The 18,961-nt window shown below is 61.6% G+C and carries 14 protein-coding genes; 4 read left to right on the forward strand and 10 right to left on the reverse strand.

The window, feature by feature from the left end:
• The first annotated feature begins 15 nt into the window (after nucleotides 1-15).
• Both gcvH and gcvP read left to right on the forward strand, forming a co-directional pair.
• Complete coding sequence (gene gcvH, locus QN224_RS14375; protein ID WP_173513301.1) at nucleotides 16-378, forward strand: glycine cleavage system protein GcvH; 363 nt, start codon at nucleotides 16-18, stop codon at nucleotides 376-378.
• Nucleotides 378-3,242: an aminomethyl-transferring glycine dehydrogenase gene (gene gcvP, locus QN224_RS14380; protein WP_283977260.1), complete on the forward strand. Its 2,865-nt coding sequence runs from the start codon at nucleotides 378-380 to the stop codon at nucleotides 3,240-3,242. Before gcvH ends, gcvP begins: the two co-directional genes overlap by 1 nt.
• Nucleotides 3,243-3,373: 131 nt before the next feature.
• On the opposite strand, the gene sufA is transcribed toward gcvP, so the two are convergent.
• The 7 genes from sufA to QN224_RS14415 form a co-directional block, all read right to left on the reverse strand.
• Complete coding sequence (sufA, locus tag QN224_RS14385) at nucleotides 3,374-3,766, reverse strand: Fe-S cluster assembly scaffold SufA (RefSeq protein ID WP_283977261.1); 393 nt, start codon at nucleotides 3,764-3,766, stop codon at nucleotides 3,374-3,376.
• Nucleotides 3,767-3,857: 91 nt separating this feature from the next.
• Entirely contained in the window at nucleotides 3,858-4,238 is a 381-nt protein-coding gene (locus tag QN224_RS14390) for an SUF system Fe-S cluster assembly protein (protein WP_269283554.1), read from the reverse strand.
• A gap of 120 nt (nucleotides 4,239-4,358) precedes the next feature.
• The gene (locus QN224_RS14395; protein ID WP_283977262.1) at nucleotides 4,359-5,600 is read right to left on the reverse strand and encodes a cysteine desulfurase; all 1,242 of its coding nucleotides are present in this window, start codon (nucleotides 5,598-5,600) and stop codon (nucleotides 4,359-4,361) included.
• Nucleotides 5,601-5,612: 12 nt separating this feature from the next.
• Nucleotides 5,613-6,890, reverse strand: a complete 1,278-nt coding sequence (sufD, locus tag QN224_RS14400) for a Fe-S cluster assembly protein SufD (RefSeq protein WP_283977263.1) — start codon at nucleotides 6,888-6,890, stop codon at nucleotides 5,613-5,615.
• A gap of 22 nt (nucleotides 6,891-6,912) precedes the next feature.
• Entirely contained in the window at nucleotides 6,913-7,668 is a 756-nt protein-coding gene (gene sufC, locus QN224_RS14405; RefSeq protein ID WP_283977264.1) for a Fe-S cluster assembly ATPase SufC, read from the reverse strand.
• Nucleotides 7,669-7,748: 80 nt separating this feature from the next.
• Nucleotides 7,749-9,218 (reverse strand): Fe-S cluster assembly protein SufB, encoded by a 1,470-nt coding sequence (sufB, locus tag QN224_RS14410; RefSeq protein WP_269283545.1) that lies wholly within the window; start codon nucleotides 9,216-9,218, stop codon nucleotides 7,749-7,751.
• A 152-nt stretch (nucleotides 9,219-9,370) separates the two neighbouring features.
• Nucleotides 9,371-10,537 carry a cysteine desulfurase family protein gene (locus tag QN224_RS14415; RefSeq protein WP_283977265.1) on the reverse strand — a complete coding sequence of 389 codons (1,167 nt, stop codon included), beginning with the start codon at nucleotides 10,535-10,537 and terminating at the stop codon, nucleotides 9,371-9,373.
• Between the two features lie 223 nt (nucleotides 10,538-10,760).
• Here QN224_RS14415 and QN224_RS14420 point away from each other — a divergent pair, with 223 nt between their 5' ends.
• Nucleotides 10,761-11,438, forward strand: coding sequence for an alpha/beta hydrolase (locus tag QN224_RS14420; protein ID WP_173513292.1), 678 nt, complete (start codon nucleotides 10,761-10,763; stop codon nucleotides 11,436-11,438).
• Nucleotides 11,439-11,508: 70 nt separating this feature from the next.
• Here QN224_RS14420 and QN224_RS14425 read toward each other — a convergent pair whose 3' ends face one another.
• Nucleotides 11,509-12,708, reverse strand: a complete 1,200-nt coding sequence (locus QN224_RS14425) for a GGDEF domain-containing protein (RefSeq protein WP_283977266.1) — start codon at nucleotides 12,706-12,708, stop codon at nucleotides 11,509-11,511.
• A gap of 148 nt (nucleotides 12,709-12,856) precedes the next feature.
• On the reverse strand, nucleotides 12,857-14,011 hold the full coding sequence (locus tag QN224_RS14430) for an anhydro-N-acetylmuramic acid kinase (protein ID WP_283977267.1): 1,155 nt from the start codon (nucleotides 14,009-14,011) through the stop codon (nucleotides 12,857-12,859).
• 170 nt (nucleotides 14,012-14,181) lie between these two features.
• On the opposite strand from QN224_RS14430, the gene tyrS reads away from it, so the two are divergent.
• Nucleotides 14,182-15,432: a tyrosine--tRNA ligase gene (gene tyrS, locus QN224_RS14435; protein ID WP_173513289.1), complete on the forward strand. Its 1,251-nt coding sequence runs from the start codon at nucleotides 14,182-14,184 to the stop codon at nucleotides 15,430-15,432.
• A 129-nt stretch (nucleotides 15,433-15,561) separates the two neighbouring features.
• Here tyrS and QN224_RS14440 read toward each other — a convergent pair whose 3' ends face one another.
• Nucleotides 15,562-18,948, reverse strand: coding sequence for a DUF3971 domain-containing protein (locus tag QN224_RS14440; protein WP_283977268.1), 3,387 nt, complete (start codon nucleotides 18,946-18,948; stop codon nucleotides 15,562-15,564).
• Nucleotides 18,949-18,961 lie beyond the last annotated feature (13 nt).

An 18,961-nucleotide genomic window follows, 5' to 3' on the forward strand; every position in this document is an offset into this window, starting at 1 on the left:
CAGGAGAGCGCGCTAATGCTGAAATTCACCGAAGAACACGAGTGGCTGAAGATCGAAGGTGACGTCGCGACCGTCGGCATCACCGAGCATGCCGCCGGGCAGCTCGGCGATCTCGTCTTCGTGGAACTGCCGGAAGCGGGCTCCTCCTTCGCCAAGGGCGATTCGGCCGCGACCGTTGAATCCGTCAAGGCAGCCTCCGATGTCTATTGTCCGCTCGACGGAGAGATCATCGAGGTCAACCAGGCGATCGTCGACGACCCGTCGCTCGTCAATAGCGATCCGCAGGGTGCGGCCTGGTTCTTCAAGCTGAAACTCGCCGACCCGAGTGCGGCCAACGCCCTTCTCGATGAAGCGGCCTACAAGGAGCTCGTCGTCTGATGAGCATGCCGAAAGACTTCACCTTTACCGACTACAAGCCTTACGATTTCGCCAATCGGCGTCACATCGGTCCCTCGCCCGTGGAAATGGAAGAGATGCTGAAGGTCGTCGGCTATCCGAGCCTTGACGCCCTCATCGACGACACGGTTCCCCCGGCGATCCGGCAAAAGACGCCGCTCGTGTGGGGCACCCCGATGACCGAACGCGAGGCGCTCGACAAGCTGCGCGAAACGGCGAACCGCAACCAAAAACTCGTCTCGCTGATCGGCCAGGGCTATTACGGCACGATTACGCCGCCGGTCATCCAGCGCAACATTTTGGAGAATCCGGCCTGGTACACGGCCTATACGCCTTATCAGCCCGAGATCAGCCAAGGCCGGCTCGAGGCCTTGCTCAACTATCAGACGATGGTCTGCGATCTGACGGGCCTCGATGTCGCGAACGCTTCGCTGCTCGACGAGGCGACGGCCGCCGCCGAAGCCATGGCGATGGCCGAGCGCGTCGCGAAGTCCAAGGCTAAAACCTTCTTCGTCGACGAGAATTGCCATCCCCAAACGATCGCCCTTCTGAAGACCCGCGCCGCACCGCTCGGCTGGCAAGTGGTCGTCGGCGATCCCTTCGCAGATCTCGATGCTGCCAATGTCTTCGGCGCGCTCTTCCAGTATCCGGGCACCTACGGTCACGTCCGTGATTTCACGGCGCTGATCTCCAAGCTGCACGAGCAAGGCGCGATTGCAGCCGTTGCCGCCGATCCGTTGGCGCTGGCGTTGCTAAAATCGCCCGGCGAAATGGGCGCCGATATCGCTGTCGGCTCGACGCAGCGCTTCGGCGTCCCGGTCGGCTATGGCGGTCCGCACGCGGCCTATATGGCGGTCAAGGACGCATACAAGCGTTCCATGCCCGGCCGCCTCGTTGGCGTTTCGATCGATTCGCGCGGCAACCGCGCCTACCGCCTGTCGCTGCAGACGCGCGAACAGCACATTCGCCGCGAAAAGGCGACGTCCAACATCTGCACGGCGCAGGTGCTGCTTGCGGTGATGGCGTCGATGTATGCCGTCTTCCACGGCCCGAAGGGCATCAAGGCGATTGCGCAGAGCGTCCATCAGAAGACGGTGCGTCTCGCCATGGGGCTGGAAAAGCTCGGTTACACCGTCGAGCCCGACGTCTTCTTCGACACGATCACGGTCGAGGTTGGCAAGCTGCAAGGCATTATCCTGAAGACAGCGGTGGCCGAGGAAGTGAACCTTCGCAAGATTGGCAACACGAAGATCGGGATCAGCCTCGACGAGCGTTCGCGGCCCGTGACGCTCGAGGCCGTCTGGCGCGCCTTCGGCGGCGACTTCAAGGTGGAAGAGTTTGAGCCGGGCTATCGCCTGCCGCAGCCGCTGCTGCGCACCAGCGAGTATCTCACCCATCCGATCTTCCACATGAACCGCGCCGAAAGCGAGATGACGCGCTACATCCGCCGCCTCGCGGACCGCGACCTCGCGCTCGACCGGGCGATGATCCCGCTCGGCTCCTGCACGATGAAGCTCAACGCCACGGCGGAAATGCTGCCGATCAGCTGGCCGGAGTTTTCCGAAATCCATCCCTTCGCTCCGGCGGACCAGGCGCTCGGCTATCGCCACATGATCGAGGATCTCTCGCAAAAACTCTGCGCCGTCACCGGCTATGACGCGATTTCGATGCAGCCGAACTCGGGCGCGCAAGGTGAATATGCCGGTCTTTTGACGATTCGCGCCTATCATATCGCCAACGGCAACGGCCATCGCGACGTCTGCTTGATCCCGACCTCGGCGCACGGCACCAATCCTGCGTCCGCGCAGATGGCCGGCATGAAGGTGGTGGTCGTCAAGGTCAGCGACATTGGCGAAATCGACATGGACGATTTCCGTGCCAAGGCCGAGCAATATGCGGACAATCTCTCCTGCTGCATGATCACCTACCCGTCCACGCATGGCGTGTTCGAGGAGAACGTCCGCGAGGTCTGCGAGATCGTCCACAAGCACGGCGGCCAGGTCTATATGGACGGCGCCAACATGAATGCCATGGTCGGTCTTGCCCGGCCGGGCGACATCGGCTCGGACGTCAGCCACCTGAACCTGCACAAGACCTTCTGCATTCCGCACGGCGGCGGCGGCCCGGGCATGGGGCCGATCGGGGTAAAGGCGCATCTCGCTCCCTTTCTCCCCGGTCATCCGGAAACGGACGGGCATGAGGGCGCGGTGTCGGCGGCTCCTTTCGGTTCGGCTTCGATCCTGCCGATCTCCTGGAGCTACTGCCTGATGATGGGTGGCGAAGGGCTGACCCAAGCGACCAAGGTGGCGATTCTCAACGCCAACTACATCGCCGCGCGACTGAAGGGTGCTTATGATGTGCTCTACAAGTCGGCAAAGGGTCGCGTCGCGCATGAGTGCATCATCGACACGCGCCCGCTCGCCGACAGCGCGGGCGTAACGGTCGACGATGTCGCGAAGCGTCTGATCGACTGCGGCTTCCACGCACCGACCATGAGTTGGCCTGTCGCCGGCACGCTGATGATCGAGCCGACCGAGTCGGAAACCAAGGCGGAACTCGACCGCTTCTGCGATGCGATGCTGGCGATCCGCGAGGAAGCCCGCGCCATCGAGGAAGGCCGGATGGACAAGGTCAATAATCCGCTGAAGAACGCACCGCACACGGTCGAAGACCTCGTCGGCGATTGGGACAGACCCTACTCTCGCGAACAGGCCTGCTTCCCGCCGGGCGCCTTCCGCGTCGACAAATACTGGTCGCCGGTCAACCGCGTCGACAATGTGTACGGGGACCGTCACCTCGTCTGCACCTGCCCGCCGATCGAAAGCTACGCGGAAGCGGCAGAATGAAATGACGCGGCGGAGTGTGCCTTCGCACACCCCGCCCTTTCCGCCACGAGCTTATCGAGCAAGGACGGCTTCGAACAGCAACGAAAAAGCCCGGCGAGAAGCCGGGCTTTCAATCCACCGGTTACGTGAACTCAGTTCGCGCGAACCACGGCATCGCCCTTCGCCGCAAGCGCCGCCAGATCGGCCGGCTTCAGCTCGACGGACTCGCCGCAGCCGCAGGCGGATGTCTGGTTCGGGTTGTTGAAGGTGAAACCGGAGCGCAACGGCGTCACTTCGAAATCCATCTGGGTGCCGAGCAGATAAAGCACGGCCTCGGGTGCGACCCAGACCTTCGCATCCACATGTTCGACCAGGTCGTCCTTGCTGTTGGGCTCGGTCACGAGATCGACGGCATATTCCATGCCGGCGCAACCGCCCTTCTTGATGCTGACGCGGATGCCCTTGGCATCGCCTCCAGCATTCTCAACGATCAACCGCACGCGGCCGGCGGCGGCATCGGTCAAGCTCATTATGGCAAAGCCCATCGGCTTCTTCTCCTTCACGTCGCCGGGGTAAAGGCCCGGCGCCTTCCAGAATCTAATGTAATGCCCGTCTCTTAACGGATCAATATGAGGCTCAGTACCAGCCGAGCGCGACCTGCGCCTCTTCCGACATGCGGTCCGGCGTCCATGGCGGATCGAACGTCATAGTCACTTCGATGCCTGAAACACCCTCGACAGCGCCGACAGCGTTCTCGACCCAACCCGGCATTTCTCCGGCAACGGGGCAACCGGGCGCCGTCAGCGTCATCTCGATCTTCACCATCCGGTCGTCCTCGATGTCGATCTTGTAGATGAGCCCGAGTTCGAAGATATCGGCCGGGATTTCCGGATCGTAGACCGTCTTCAAAGCGGCGATGATGTCATCGCTGAGGCGCGCCAGTTCTTCGGCGGGAATGGCCGAATGCACGATACCCTCGCGGACATCGATCTTTTCTTCCGTTGCGTCCAGGCTCATATCGGCCTCCTTGGATCACCATGATTTGGATCGATTTGACCCAAAATCATGAACGATCGATTTCAACAAGTCAGAACGGGATGCGGGCGGAAATCCGCACATATTTTTCCCCGTCCCGCCCTACGCGAAAAACTTCCGCGCATGATCCAGCGCATCCGCAAGCGCATCGACCTCGGCCCGCGTATTGTAGAGGCCGAAAGACGCACGGCATGTGGAGGTGACTCCGAAGCGTTTCAAGAGCGGCTGCGCGCAATGTGTCCCCGCTCTAACAGCAACGCCGGCACGATCGATCACCATCGAAATGTCGTGCGAGTGAATGCCGGCGATCTCGAACGAAAAAATGCTTCCCTTGCCGGGCGCATCGCCGAAGACCCTGAGCGAGTTGACTGCCGACAGGCGTTCGCGCGCATAGGCGGTGAGATCCGCCTCATGCGCCCTGATCGCGTCGCGGCCGATCTGTTCCATGTAGTCGAGCGCGTAGCCGAGGCCGATCGCTTGGACGATCGGTGGCGTACCGGCTTCGAAGCGATGTGGCGGATCGTTATAGGTAACCCGGTCCTCGGTTACTTCCTCGATCATCTCGCCGCCGCCCATGAAAGGCCGCATCTCCTTCAGGCGATCCATCTTGCCGTAGAGCACGCCGACGCCGGACGGACCGTAGAGTTTGTGGCCGGTCATCACGTACCAGTCGCAGTCGATGTCCTGAACATCAACAGGCATATGCACCGCACCCTGGCTGCCGTCGACGAGCACCGGAATGCCGCGATCACGGGCGATGCGGCAGATTTCCTTCACCGGCACAACCGTACCGAGAGCGTTCGACATATGGGTGATGGCGATGAGCTTTGTCCGTTCCGTCAGGCAGTTGACGAAGTCATCGATGTGAAACGCGCCATCGTCATCGATCGGCGCCCAGACGAGCTTCGCGCCCTGCCTTTCGCGGATGAAGTGCCAGGGAACAATGTTGGAGTGATGCTCCATGATCGAGATGACGATCTCGTCCCCCTCGCCGAGCTTCGGCATGCCGTAGCCGTAGGCAACCGTATTGATCGCCTCGGTCGAGGACTTCGTGAAGATGATATTTTCAGCCGATGGCGCGTTCAGGAAGCGGCGAACCTTCTCGCGCGCCGCCTCGTAGGCTTCCGTCGCGGCATTGGAGAGGAAATGCAGGCCGCGATGGACGTTGGCATATTCATTGGAATAGGCATGAGCCACGGCGTCGATGACGAGCTGGGGCTTCTGTGCCGATGCACCGTTGTCGAGATAGACAAGCGGCTTGCCATAGACCATCCGCGAAAGGATCGGGAAATCCTTTCTGATCGTCTCGACGTCGTAGGCCGGCACCGGCACCGTGTGTTCCATGTCTTTATCCAATCAGGCGTGTTTTTCCAGCCAGGCCGAGATTATGCCTTCGAGCGCCTCGACCAGCTCTTCGTCATCTTCCAGCTCTTCAACGATCTCGGCCACAAAAGCGTTGACGAGCATCGCGCGGGCCTTGTTCTCCGGAATACCGCGAGCGAGCATATAGAAGAGTTGCGTGTGATCGATATCGATCACCGTTGCGCCGTGACCGCACTGCACGTCATCGGCGAAGATTTCGAGCTCCGGCTTCGCCGAGAAATCGGCGTCGTCGGACAAGAGCAACGTGTTGCACGACATCTTCGCATCGGTCTTCTGCGCGTCCTTGGCGACCAGGATCTTGCCCTGGAATACGCCCTTCGCCCGGTCGAAGACGACGTTGCGGATGATCTCGCTCGAGGTCGTATGCGGCACGTCGTGGCTGAGCGTGAAGGTCACGTCCGTGTGGCTCTCGCCGCCAAGCAGGTTGATGCCGCGCAGCGTCAAATCGGCGCCTTCGCCGCTCGCCTTGCCGTGGATTTCCTGGCGCACCAGCCTGCCGCCGGCATTGATGACGAAGAGGTGCAGCTTGGCGTCCTTGCCGAGGTCGAAGCGGATCTGTCCGAGATGCGTGTCGGCCATGCCCTGCTGCTGCAGAATGATCCAGATCACATCGGCGCCTTCGGCAAGCGTCACATCGCTCACAGTGGAAACGAAGCTTGCTTCCGCGCTCGTCGACAGGTGCCGCTCGATCACCGTCGCCTTGGCGCCCGCACCGAAGAACACCGGAAAACGCGTGTGCGCCTGACCGTGGCTCTGGACGACCTGAATCTCGAGCGGCGCTTCCAGTTCGACATTTTCTGCGACCGCGATTTCGAGACCGCCGCGAACGAGCCCGCCATTGATCCGGCCGATGGCATCGTCCGCGCCGAGCACGGTGAGGCCTACCACCGCCGAACCGTCGAGCAGGCTCTCGGTATAGGATCGTGCCGTCACACCCTTGGGCAGGCTCTTAAGGTCAGCCTGGCCGCTGCGAACCGCAAGCACGGAAGAGCCCGGAACGACGGCCTCGACCCTGTCGGCAAAGGCGGATGCATCGGCGGCAGGCACCGCGCGCAGCAATGTGCGCAGGTCGGTATAGTGCCAGGACTCGATGCGTCGCGTCGGCAATCCGGCCGTCCGCAGCTCATGAACGAGCGTATCGCGGAGCGACAGCACGGCCCCATCGCCCGGCAGATCGCCGATCTGCGCGGTATAGGCATCGACGAGCGCCGTTTCGGCGGCCGTCATCTTGATAGCCTGTTGCATATTCATTCGAACACTCCTTCAACAGGCGTCAGGCTGCTGCCTCGATGAGATCCGCATAGCCCTTGGCTTCGAGTTCATGCGCCAGCGTCTTGTCGCCCGACTTGATGACCTGGCCCTTGTAGAGGACGTGGACGGTGTCCGGAACGATGTAGTCGAGCAGGCGCTGGTAGTGGGTGATGACGATAACGGCGCGATCCGGCGAACGCAGCGCATTGACGCCATCGGCCACGACCTTGAGCGCATCGATGTCGAGACCGGAGTCGGTTTCGTCGAGAACACACAGCTTCGGCTCCAGCAGCGCCATCTGCAGGATTTCCGCACGCTTCTTCTCACCGCCGGAGAAGCCGACGTTCAGCGGCCGGCGCAGCATTTCCGGAGCAATCTTGAGCTCGGCAGCGGCTTCCTTGACGCGGCGCATGAATTCCGGCGTCGTCAGTTCGTCCTCACCGCGATACTTGCGCTGCTCGTTCATTGCCACCTTCAGGAACTGCATGGTGGCGACGCCGGGGATTTCGACCGGGTACTGGAAGGCGAGGAAGACGCCCTTCGCCGCACGCTCGGAAGCATCGAGCTCCAGGATGCTCTCGCCGTTATAAAGGATATCGCCCTCGGTCACTTCGTAGTCTTCGCGTCCCGAAAGGATATAGGACAGCGTCGACTTGCCCGAGCCGTTCGGTCCCATGATGGCGGCGACTTCACCGGCTTTCACGGTCAGGTTCAGCCCGCGGATGATCTCGGTGCCGTCTTCGGCGATCCGTGCGTGCAGGTTCTTGATTTCAAGCATTTTCAATCGTCCTCTTCGGAAGCGAATAGTTTTTTTGCGCGCAAGTCCCGTGCGCGCCTTTTCGATAGGTGGTCGAGGCCTTAGCCCACGGAGCCTTCCAGCGAGATGCCGATCAGCTTCTGCGCCTCGACGGCAAATTCCATCGGCAGTTCCTGAATGACTTCCTTGACGAAGCCGTTGACGATCAGCGCGATCGCCGCTTCTTCCGGAATGCCGCGCTGGAGGCAGTAGAACAACTGGTCCTCGGAAATCTTGGACGTCGTCGCCTCATGCTCGAACTGTGCGGTCGAATTCTTCGCCTCGATGTAGGGCACCGTATGCGCGCCGCACTTGTCGCCGATCAGGAGCGAGTCGCACTGGGTGAAGTTGCGGGCGTTCTCGGCCTTGCGGTGGGCCGAAACCTGACCGCGATAGGTGTTGTCCGAAACGCCGGCGGCGATGCCCTTCGAGATGATGCGGCTCGACGTGTTCTTGCCGAGATGGATCATCTTGGTGCCCGAGTCGACCTGCTGGTGACCGTTGGACACGGCGATCGAATAGAACTCGCCGCGCGAGCCGTCGCCGCGCAGGATGCAGGACGGATATTTCCAGGTGATCGCCGAGCCGGTTTCGACCTGCGTCCAGGAGATCTTGGAGTTCTTGCCGCGGCAATCGCCACGCTTGGTGACGAAATTGTAGATGCCGCCCTTGCCCTCCTTGTCGCCCGGATACCAGTTCTGCACCGTCGAATACTTGATCTCGGCCTCGTCGAGCGCGACCAACTCGACGACTGCGGCGTGAAGCTGGTTCTCGTCGCGCTGCGGCGCCGTGCAGCCTTCGAGATAGGAGACATAGGCCCCCTCTTCGGCGATGATCAGCGTGCGCTCGAACTGGCCCGTGTTCTTCTCGTTGATGCGGAAATAGGTCGAAAGCTCCATCGGGCACCGCACGCCCTTCGGCACGTAGACGAAGGAACCATCGGTGAAGACGGCGGAATTCAATGTCGCATAGAAGTTATCCGTCGGCGGAACGACAGAGCCGAGATACTTCCTGACCAGATCCGGATGCTCGCGGATTGCTTCCGAAATCGACATGAAGATCACGCCGGCCTTCTTCAACTCTTCCTTGAAGGTGGTGACGACCGAAACGGAGTCGAACACTGCATCGACGGCGATCTTCGACTTCTGCACGCCGGCAAGGATTTCCTGCTCCTTGAGCGGGATGCCGAGCTTTTCGTAGACCTTGAGCAGTTCCGGATCGACCTCTTCGAGGGATCTCGGCCCCGTCGTGCCCTTCGGCGCGGCGTAGTAGTGAATTTCGTTGAAGTCGATCTTCGGGTAACGGACACGCGCCCAGCTTGGCTCATCCATGGTGAGCCAACGGCGATAGGCGTCGAGACGCCATTCAAGCATCCATTCCGGTTCGTTCTTTTTGGCCGAAATGAAGCGAATGATGTCCTCGGACAGGCCCTTCGGCGCCTTGTCCATCTCAATATGCGTTTCGAAGCCGTATTTGTACTGGTCCACGTCGATCTGACGGACCTGGTCAATCGTTTCCTGCACGGCAGGCATGTCGTTCTCCAATCTTGCCGGATCCAAGGTCCGGCAGCTTGTCAATACGATGCAAACTTTGCGCACCGCTTATGTAATGGCTAAAAGGCGCTTTTCACCCCGTTTGCCAAGCGGAAAATTGCTTTTCCGCAATTTCGTTCAATCGTCTTGCGTCACGCGGCCTGCCCGGTCGAGCGACGGCGGGCCGCCACTTTCGCGAACACTGTCGCGCAACGCTCGATTTCAGCCTCCGTCGTCGACTCGCCGATCGAAATACGCAGCGCTCCCTGGCGGGGGTCGTAACCCATCGCCGTCAGCACATGGCTCTGCCCGACCTTGCCGGAGGAGCAAGCCGATCCCGCCGAAAGCGCCACGCCTTCGAGGTCGAAGGCGATCTGGCCGGTTTCGGCCTTGAGACCCGGAAGCGTGAAAAAGCTCGTGTTGCCGATACGCGAAACATCGCGCCCGTGGATTACCACATCCGGCGCCGACGACTGCATTTCGGCTTCGAGCCGATCGCGCAAGGCGGCAATGGCGCCCATACGCGCTTCTATATTGTTGGCGGCAGCACGGGCTGCCGCTCCAAAGCCGACAAGCGCCGGCGCATTTTCCGTGCCCGAACGATGGCCTTTTTCCTGTCCGCCACCACGGATCAACGCCGAAGGCATCATGACTTCCCCACGCGCCACGAGCGCGCCCGCACCTTTCGGGCCGCCGATCTTGTGCGATGAAACGATGAGGAAATCCGCGCCTAGCGCCTCGATCGACAACGGCAAGCGACCGGCCGCCTGCACCACATCGACCACTAGGAGGCCACCATGGGCGCGAACGATGGCCGCGACCTCGGAGATCGGCTGGACGATGCCCGTCTCGTTATTGGCGAGCATCACGGCGACCATCGGCAGCCCGGCTTGACTATCATGGGAAGCAAGCAGGGCTCGCAGCGCAACGCAATCGATCACGCCGGCAGCCGTCACCGGCACCTCGCGCACATCTTCGCGCGCGAAACGCCCCCCCTCGCGTACGGCCGGATGCTCGATAGCCGAAGCGTAGAGCTTGGCGATCCGGAGCGGCGTCCGCCCCATGCGGAAATCCGGGGTCAGCACCATATTGGCGGCTTCGGTGGCGCCGCTGGTGAAGATCACTGCGGCGGCTTGCGCGCCACAAAGCGCAGCGACGTCACGCCGCGCGCTTTCGACAAGCGCGCGCAACGCCCTGCCTTCGCCGTGAACAGACGACGGATTGCCGATGCGGTCGACCGCGGACAGGAAAGCCTCGCGCGCTTCGGCCAAAAGCGGCGCCGTGGCGTTCCAGTCCATATAAATGCGCGGTCCCGACATCGTTTCCTTCGCTAGAACAATTGGCTCGGCCGTTACAATCGGCGCCGTTGCATTTTCCTTGAATTTTCCGCGCCGCTTGCCTTATGAGACGAAGCACATGGCGGAATGCCCGCACCGAAGTTTTGAACGGTTCTAAACTAGGTTTTAGAAAACCTGACTGCTTTCGTCAAGACAGATCGGCACTGAAACCGCGATTTGAACCAGAAACATTCCCGGAGAGCCAATGCCCGAGATTATCTTCAACGGACCAGCCGGTCGCCTTGAAGGCCGTTATCAGCCTTCGAAACAGAAGAGCGCCCCGATCGCCATCATCCTGCACCCGCATCCCCAGTTCGGCGGCACGATGAACAACCAGATCGTCTATCAGCTTTTCTACATGTTCCAGAAGCGCGGCTTCACGACGCTCCGGTTCAACTTCCGCGGCATCGGGCGCAGCCAGGGTGAGTTCGATCACGGCGCGGGCGAACTCTCCGACGCCGCCTCCGCACTCGATTGGGTCCAGAGCCTGCATCCCGATTCGAAGAGCTGCTGGGTTGCCGGCTATTCCTTCGGGGCCTGGATTGGCATGCAACTGCTGATGCGCCGCCCGGAAATCGAAGGTTTCATGGCCGTCGCGCCGCAGCCGAACATCTACGACTTCTCGTTCCTCGCCCCTTGCCCCTCGTCCGGCCTGATCATCAACGGTGATTCCGACAAGGTAGCCCCCGAGAAGGACGTCAACGGCCTCGTCGACAAGCTCAAGGCTCAGAAAGGCATCCTGATTACGCACAAGACCGTGCCCGGCGCCAATCATTTCTTCAATGGCCAGATCGAGAACCTGATGGCTGAGTGCGAGGATTATCTCGATCGCCGTCTCAACGGCGAATTGACGCCGGAACCGGCAGCCAAGCGCATCCGTTGACAGATCGACGGTGGTGAAGCGTTCCTTGTACGCATTGCGGCGGGCGAGGATCGCTGGGAATGCGTAGCGTCTAGCTCCGGCCAACCCAGTGGGGAACCGCGGGCGACACCACATGTGCCGGCGTTTCGGCGGACTCCACCCTGTTCCGTCCTGCGGCCTTGGCGGCATAGAGAGCCTTGTCCGCCCGTTGCATGGCCAATTCGAGCGGCTCGCCTACGGCAACCGCCGCGACGCCGAAGCTGGCAGAGACTGTCACCGTTTCAGCTAGGCCCTCGATCCGCATCGATGCAATCGCCGCACGGATTCCGTGGGCAAGGACACGTGCATCCGATAGGCCCGTCAGCGGAAGAAACACTGCAAACTCCTCGCCTCCGAGACGCCCGGCAACGGCGCGGCTCGGCATCAGATCGAGAAGCAGGCGGGAAAATCGCCGGATCACCTCGTCTCCGGTGTGGTGGCCGTAGGTGTCATTCACCCGCTTGAAATGATCGAGGTCGGTAAGGATGAGCGCGCCGGGATGGCCCGCACCGCGCCTTTCCAGCATGGGACCGAGACGCTCCATGAAGCCCCGGCGATTGTAGAGGCCGGAGAGGGCATCGATTTCGGAGCTGGCCCGAGCGTCGTCGATGATGTCCTTGACCATGACGCCAAGCATCGCGAGACCGGTTCCGACGATCAGCATGGCGCCGAGCGCCTGCGAGATCAGTGCGAACGGGCTGGTGAGATAATCGGCTGCCGTTCTTCCGGCGCCTGCCGCAATCGCCGCGTAGATCTTCACGAGATAGTAGGCTGCGCTCAAAGCCAGGAGCCCAAGCAGGATCCGGTCTGCATAGGTTCGCCGCCGCGAGCGGACGATCGCCGAGGCGGACCACGCCTGAATGAAGAAGAAAGGCATCTGGTAGAAAAAGGCGTGCTCCAAGGTGCCGCGCGGAAGGTCGTAGATCAGGAGATCGACGATGACCGAAGCGATGAAGAAAGCAGCCAGCGCCGCAGGCCTGACCGGCACCTGATAAAACAGGCCGAGTCCGACGCGAAGCAGGCAGAAGCCGCCGAGGACGCTGGCGAAAGCGCTGATCGCGAGTATGCGGGGAAACGGGCTGAAGGGCAGAACGGCTTCAAACACCGCCGACAAGGAGGCGATAGCGAAACAGGCGGCTATCCAGATCGCCGGCCGGCCCGAGCGGCTCTTTGCCGCAATGATGAGAAATGCGACCACGAATATCTGGGCGACGATGAAATTCACCGCCAGAAGGGAAATCGCACCACCCATTCGATAGCTTCCGAACAGTTCCGATTGCGAATCACGGATCCGCACAAATCTCACACACCAAAGGTATCCTACTGGCGGTGTACGAAGAAATAATTAGAGCAGAACAAGGAAAGGTGTGAAGCGGTCGTTGTGGCCGTTCGATGTACCTTCACCCTTGCTCTGCGTCGGCATCGATCACCTTTGACGCCAATCGACCACCACTCACGGGGCGATCGACGCCCGTCGTTCCGGGATAGGTCAACGGCAACCCGCGCAACGATCTCACGGCCAGATAAGCCCAAGCCTCGGCCTCCATCGAATCGCCGTTCAATTCCAGCGCTTCAGCGGCAAGCACCCGGGCATGCGCCGTATCGGCAAGGTTCGTCAGATCCTTCATAATGATCGGGTTGAGGCGGCCGCCGCCACAGACGACATAGGTCGCCGGCGCCTCGGGAAGATGTGCGGCCGATCTCAGAATGGCCGCGGCGGTCACGTGGGCGAGTGTGCGAGCGCCGTCTTCCAGGCTTGCGTCCGCGCCCGAGGGCGGCGCAAAGTCGTTTCGATCGAGCGAGCGGCGTTTCTGTGCCGTGAAAAAGGGATGGGAAAGATAACGCTCGGCAAGTTCCCCGAGCACGGCACCTTCGCTCGCGATCATCCCGCCCTGATCATAGGGAATGCCTGCATGGGCCTCGACCCACTGGTCGATCAGCGTGTTGCCGGGGCCGCTGTCGTAGGCGACGATTCGTCCATCGGTACCGATGAAAGTGATGTTGGAGATACCGCCGATATTGACGAAGACGACGGGCGCGCCGACCTCTTGCCGCTCCGACAAGCCGCGCGCCAATGCGGCGTGGTAGGCCGGAATGAGCGGCGCCCCCTGGCCGCCATGCACCATGTCGTTGGCCCGCATGTCGTAGACGACGTCGATTTGTGTTTCACGCGCCAGCAAGTCTCCATCGCCGATCTGCACTGTCAACCCTTCGTCGGGGCGGTGCAGGACCGTCTGGCCGTGGAAACCAATTACATCAATGTCTTCCGGCAAGAGGTTGTTTTCATGCAGGAATGTTCTGACCGCCTCCGCGTGGCGCAGTGTCAGGTCGCGTTCCAGTTGGGCGAGCGTCCCCGGCCTTTCCACCCGCATGGCGATCGATTTCGCCTCATCGAGTCCCTGCTTCAGGCGTGCCCGAAAACGCGCGTCGTAGGCGTATCCGGCCGAGGGGCCGCGCTGCACGACACTCTCACCGTCGGTCCGGAGCAGCGCAACGTCGATGCCGTCCATGCTCGTGCCGCTCATCAGGCCAATTGCCGTCAAGAGCTTTCCCATTGATTTCCTCCGCGGCGGTTGCCTGATCGATGCCGGCAGAAAACAGGCACTATTCCTCGTTCCGCCACTGCGTTCATAACAAAATGCCCGCCAACCAAAAACGTGCACTTTCGATAAAACAATGATAAACGCCGCCCGCAGACGTCCTACCCAGCCGAAAGAAACAGGTCATGTCCGAGTTCAAGTCCGATTTCCTCCATACGCTCAGCGAGCGCGGTTTCATCCATCAGACCTCCGATGATGCCGGGCTCGACCAACTGTTCCGTACGGAAACCGTGACTGCCTATATCGGCTTCGATCCCACAGCGCCGAGCCTTCACGCAGGCGGTCTGATCCAGATCATGATGCTTCATTGGCTGCAGGCGACCGGGCACCGGCCGATCTCGCTGATGGGCGGCGGCACCGGCATGGTCGGTGATCCATCCTTCAAGGACGAGGCGCGGCAACTGATGACGCCCGAGACGATTGCGGCCAACATCGCTAGCATCAAGACGGTCTTCTCCAATTACCTGAAATACGGTGATGGTCCGAAGGACGCGTTGATGATCAACAATGCGGACTGGCTGCTTGGCATCAACTACCTCGAATTCCTGCGTGATGTCGGCCGCCACTTCTCGGTGAACCGCATGCTTTCGTTCGACAGCGTCAAGATGCGGCTCGATCGCGAACAGTCGCTGTCGTTTCTCGAATTCAACTACATGATCCTGCAAGCCTATGACTTCGTGGAGCTTCACAAGCGGACTGGATGCCGGCTGCAGATGGGCGGCTCGGACCAATGGGGCAACATCGTCAACGGCATCGATCTCGGCCACCGCATGGGCACGCCGCAGCTCTACGCCCTCACCTCGCCGCTTCTGACAACCGCGTCCGGCGCCAAAATGGGCAAGTCGTTGAGCGGCGCCGTCTGGCTCAACCCAGATATGCTCGGCGCCTACGATTTCTGGCAGTACTGGCGCAATACCGAGGATGCGGACGTCGTGCGCTTCCTGAAGCTCTACACGACCTTGCCCATGCCGGAGATCGGCCGTCTCGCGGAGCTCGGCGGTTCCGAGGTCAACGAGGTCAAGAAGATTCTCGCGACGGAAATCACCGCCATGCTGCATGGGCGGGCGGCCGCCGAGCAGGCAGCCGAAACGGCGCGTAAGACCTTCGAGGAAGGCGCCCTTGCCGAGAACCTTCCGTCGATCGAAGTCCCCGCACCCGAACTCGAGGCCGGCGTCGGGTTGCTGACGCTCATCGTGCGCGCCGGCCTTGCGGGCTCGAACGGCGAAGCCCGGCGCCACGTCCAGGGCGGTGCTGTGAGAATCAACGACGAAGCGATCAGTGACGAACGTCGGGTCATTTCCTATGACGACATCGCCGGCGGCGTCATCAAGCTGTCGCTCGGCAAGAAAAAGCACATCCTCGTGCGGCCGGCCTGAGCCGCATCGGGGTGACGCCAAAACCTTCTTGAGTGTGATGGGAAGCGCCGCTCCCATCCCACTTGCGTTTTGCCTATTGGATGCTTCGGATTGCTTCGGGCAAGAGCACCGTGATCCCGGCCGGCTTCCTCACTGGAACTCGAAGATGTTGCGGAAGACGCCGGGCGCGATGATCGACAACGGATTGATCGTAAGCTGCGGTTGCGTGAATTGCCCGGTCAGCTTGAAGGTGATGCCGAGCAGGCCGCGATCGCGGCCGTTGCCGAGCAGGACGCCGATCAGCGGCAGCTCGCCGAACAGCCGGTTCAGCCCGTAGGCGGGCATGAATGTACCCGTCATGTCCATCCGGTCCCGCGCATCGCGGACGGTTCCCTGGAATGTCGCACCGACATCGACACCACGCAGGACACCGCTTTCGACGTGGATCGTGCCCTGATCCAGGAAGAGTTGAGCGAAGCCGCGCTCGAACCGCGCCGTGCTCACGTCGATATCGCGCCGAACTGCCTGACTGAGACTGCGGCCATCCTGTCCGGCCGGCGTCGAGACCATCGATTGCAGCCGCTGTTCGCCGACCAGCGAGAACTTCCGCACATCAACGGCGCCGCGCCAGGAACGTGCGCCACGGTCGCGCAGCCTCAGGTTCATCAGGCCGCCGCGCATGTTGCGATAGATATCGGCAAAGCGCGCCAGCGCCCCCGCGTCGCCGGTTGTCAGCTCCAGTATATTGTCGGGGCCTGATTTGGCGGTCTTGGCCACCACCGCCTGCCCGCTCCCGGTCAAGGCCGACAAGTCGATGTCTTCGATCTGTTGCCCGCGGGTGGAATAGACGAAATTCACATTGGACAAGACTTCGCCGTTGAAGCCCGTGACCCGGTCAAGCCGGGCCTTGACCTTGATATTGCCGCTGTCGGCAGAACCGGATCCTGCCTTGGCTCGAAGCAGCGCCGGCCTGATATCCGCTGCCGCACCGGTCAGGCCAATGGTGTAACCGCCCTTGCTCCGATCGATGGTGACGGCGAAATTGTCTCCGTTCGCAAGGCGCACACCGCTCAACTGAGCTGACGCAAGGCCTGCTTCATCAACACGCAGGTTACCGGCGGCGCCGAACCCATCGCCGGCGATGTCGAAATCGCCGATCTCCGTCACGCCATCGGTTGCCTTGATCGTGAATTGCGTCTTTGCGGGGATGCCGGCTCCCTTGCTCCAGCCGATCCACGGCAGCGACAGCGAAGCCTTGCCGAGGTCCGCCTTGACGGATTGACTGCCGTCTTCCGCCAGCGAAACGTCGACACCGACCGGCCCGCTGACGATGCCGGACAAGGCCGGAGCGATCTTCCGCCGGGCGGCGTCGTCGAGCGTTCCGGAGATTTCGCGCGTCCGCTTCACGTTCGCCTTGCTGTCCACCGGTTCGGTCAGGGCGATCCGCATCTTGGAACCGTCGATCAACGCATCCGCCTGAAGCACCGCCTGAGCGTTGTCGATCCGCATCGTTCCCGCCAGATTGGCGATGGAACGACCGGAGACGGGCCGGTTGATCGTCACGTCCTGAAGCTGCATCTCGGCCTGCCAGAGCGGCGATGGCGGCCTCTGATCCGATATCAGGCCGAACCGGGCGCCGACCAAGGCCGTCATCGGCCCCGTGAAATCCTCCGGCACGAAAGGAGTCTTCTGAAGCGCGCGGATCGGCTTATAGGCGACAAGCTCGGCAATCGCGTCGGCTTGTCCGCCGACCTCGATTTTCATTTCCGCCATCAGCGGCTTCGCGTAGACGTCGGGAATGATGAAGTCGCCGCCATTCAAGGCGACCGAGCGACCGGACGGAAAATAGGCGGCGCCCTGCTTGACGTCCACGACTACGCGCTCGCCGCTGAGCGTGAAATGCCCCGAAGTGTCGCGAAGCGGCGGGATGTCGCCGGCTATGTTGATACGCGAGTCGTCGATTGCGAAGTTGATGTTGAGCTCGTCCTCATTGAGCCTTAGATCGCCCTTGCTGTTGGCAATCCGTCCCTCCGGTATCGAAACCTCGATGCGTGCGTCGGTCACCGTGCCGCCGAAGAGATTGCCGAGTGCCCATCGTCTTGCTCCCTTGGCGAGCCACCAGGGCCACAGCTGCTTGACGGCGGTGGAATGCATCTGATCGCTGAGTGCGACGAAGCTGATTTGCGGCGACGTCTTGCCGAAGGCGAGGGAAAGCGAACCTGCCATGGAGCCGAGCGGGCTCGAAATCGCCAGTTGGTCGAAAATCAGCCGGTGGCTGCCAGCCTCGAACCGTCCGCTTGCCTTGGCGTCGAAGGCAAGGGGGTGCTCCTGGATGTCTTCGGGGTCCGTACTCGCATTTCTCAAGAGAAGGTCGACCGCGAACCCCTTTTGGCTGGCCTCGGCAACCTTGTCGAGATCGATCAGGGCACCGGTAAAAGGAAAGCTCGAGCGTCCGATCTTGACGACGGACGGCAATATTTCGACCGAGGCGCGGCCAAAGTCATAGGAGACATTCAGTTCGGACGGATTGAGAACGGAAACAAGGCCACCGGCATGGAACGAACCTTGCGATGTCCTGACGCCGACTTCCAACTCCGGCTTCTGACCATCAGCCGCGCGCGTGGCTTTCAGGCTGACATCCGCCGACGCCTCGATGCCGAAGGCCTCTTCGTTCGCAGATCTGCCGTGATGGAGAAAGGGAGAGAGCGGCAGAGCGCTGACGGTCCCCTCGAAGCCGCCGATGCGACCATTCGCTCCGAGCGCCTTGGCGGTCAATTGGGCGTCTACTCCGTCGATCGCGATAGTTCCATCAACGCGCATGGAACTGTCGGGGTCGTGGGTAAACTCCAATGTTTTCACCTCGACGGGAACGACGCGACCACGCGCTCCCGTGACCGACAGGCTGAAATCGGACAGCAGCACGGTTTGTGTCGCCCTGCCCGCGGTCAATCGCGACATGCGGTCGACCTGCGCGAACAACTCCTCGAGTGCATCGCCGACATCGGCGATCCGGATCGTGGTGAGATCGATCGGTTCGCCGCGTGGCAACAGGCCCGTATCGAGCTGGCCTTCTTCCGCCTCGAGGCGCGACACCGCGATGCGTCCGGTCATCAGCGCGAAGGGATCGAGCGCTATCGAGATTGCGCCCAGTCGGGCGAGGTGGCGGCCCGACCCGCTTTCCTTGAGCGTGACCCCGCGCGCCTTCAAGGCGAGCGCGCCGCCACTCGTCATCCGGATAACGGTGCTCTCGACATCGGCGTTGTAGTTCTCGCCGAGGGCAGCATTCAACGCGGTGCGCGCCCGCGCGTTAAGCGGCCCGTCGACCAGGCCGCCTTCGATGACGGCGATGAGCGATGCTACGACGACAAAAGTCAGAAGCGAGCAGCACAGTATGATCTTGCCGAGAAGACGCAAGGCGCCGCCCGGTTGAGGCGCATGCACGATAACCGGTTCATGGGCTTGCGCCGAAGGCAGCTCGTGCAGCGCGATGATGTCTTCCTTGCGAAAGCAAACCCTTTCGCCGCGGATCTCGCTCATCGGTGCGGGCGCC

It is taken from the genome of Sinorhizobium sp. 7-81, from assembly GCF_030124405.1.
Lineage (GTDB): Bacteria > Pseudomonadota > Alphaproteobacteria > Rhizobiales > Rhizobiaceae > Sinorhizobium > Sinorhizobium psoraleae.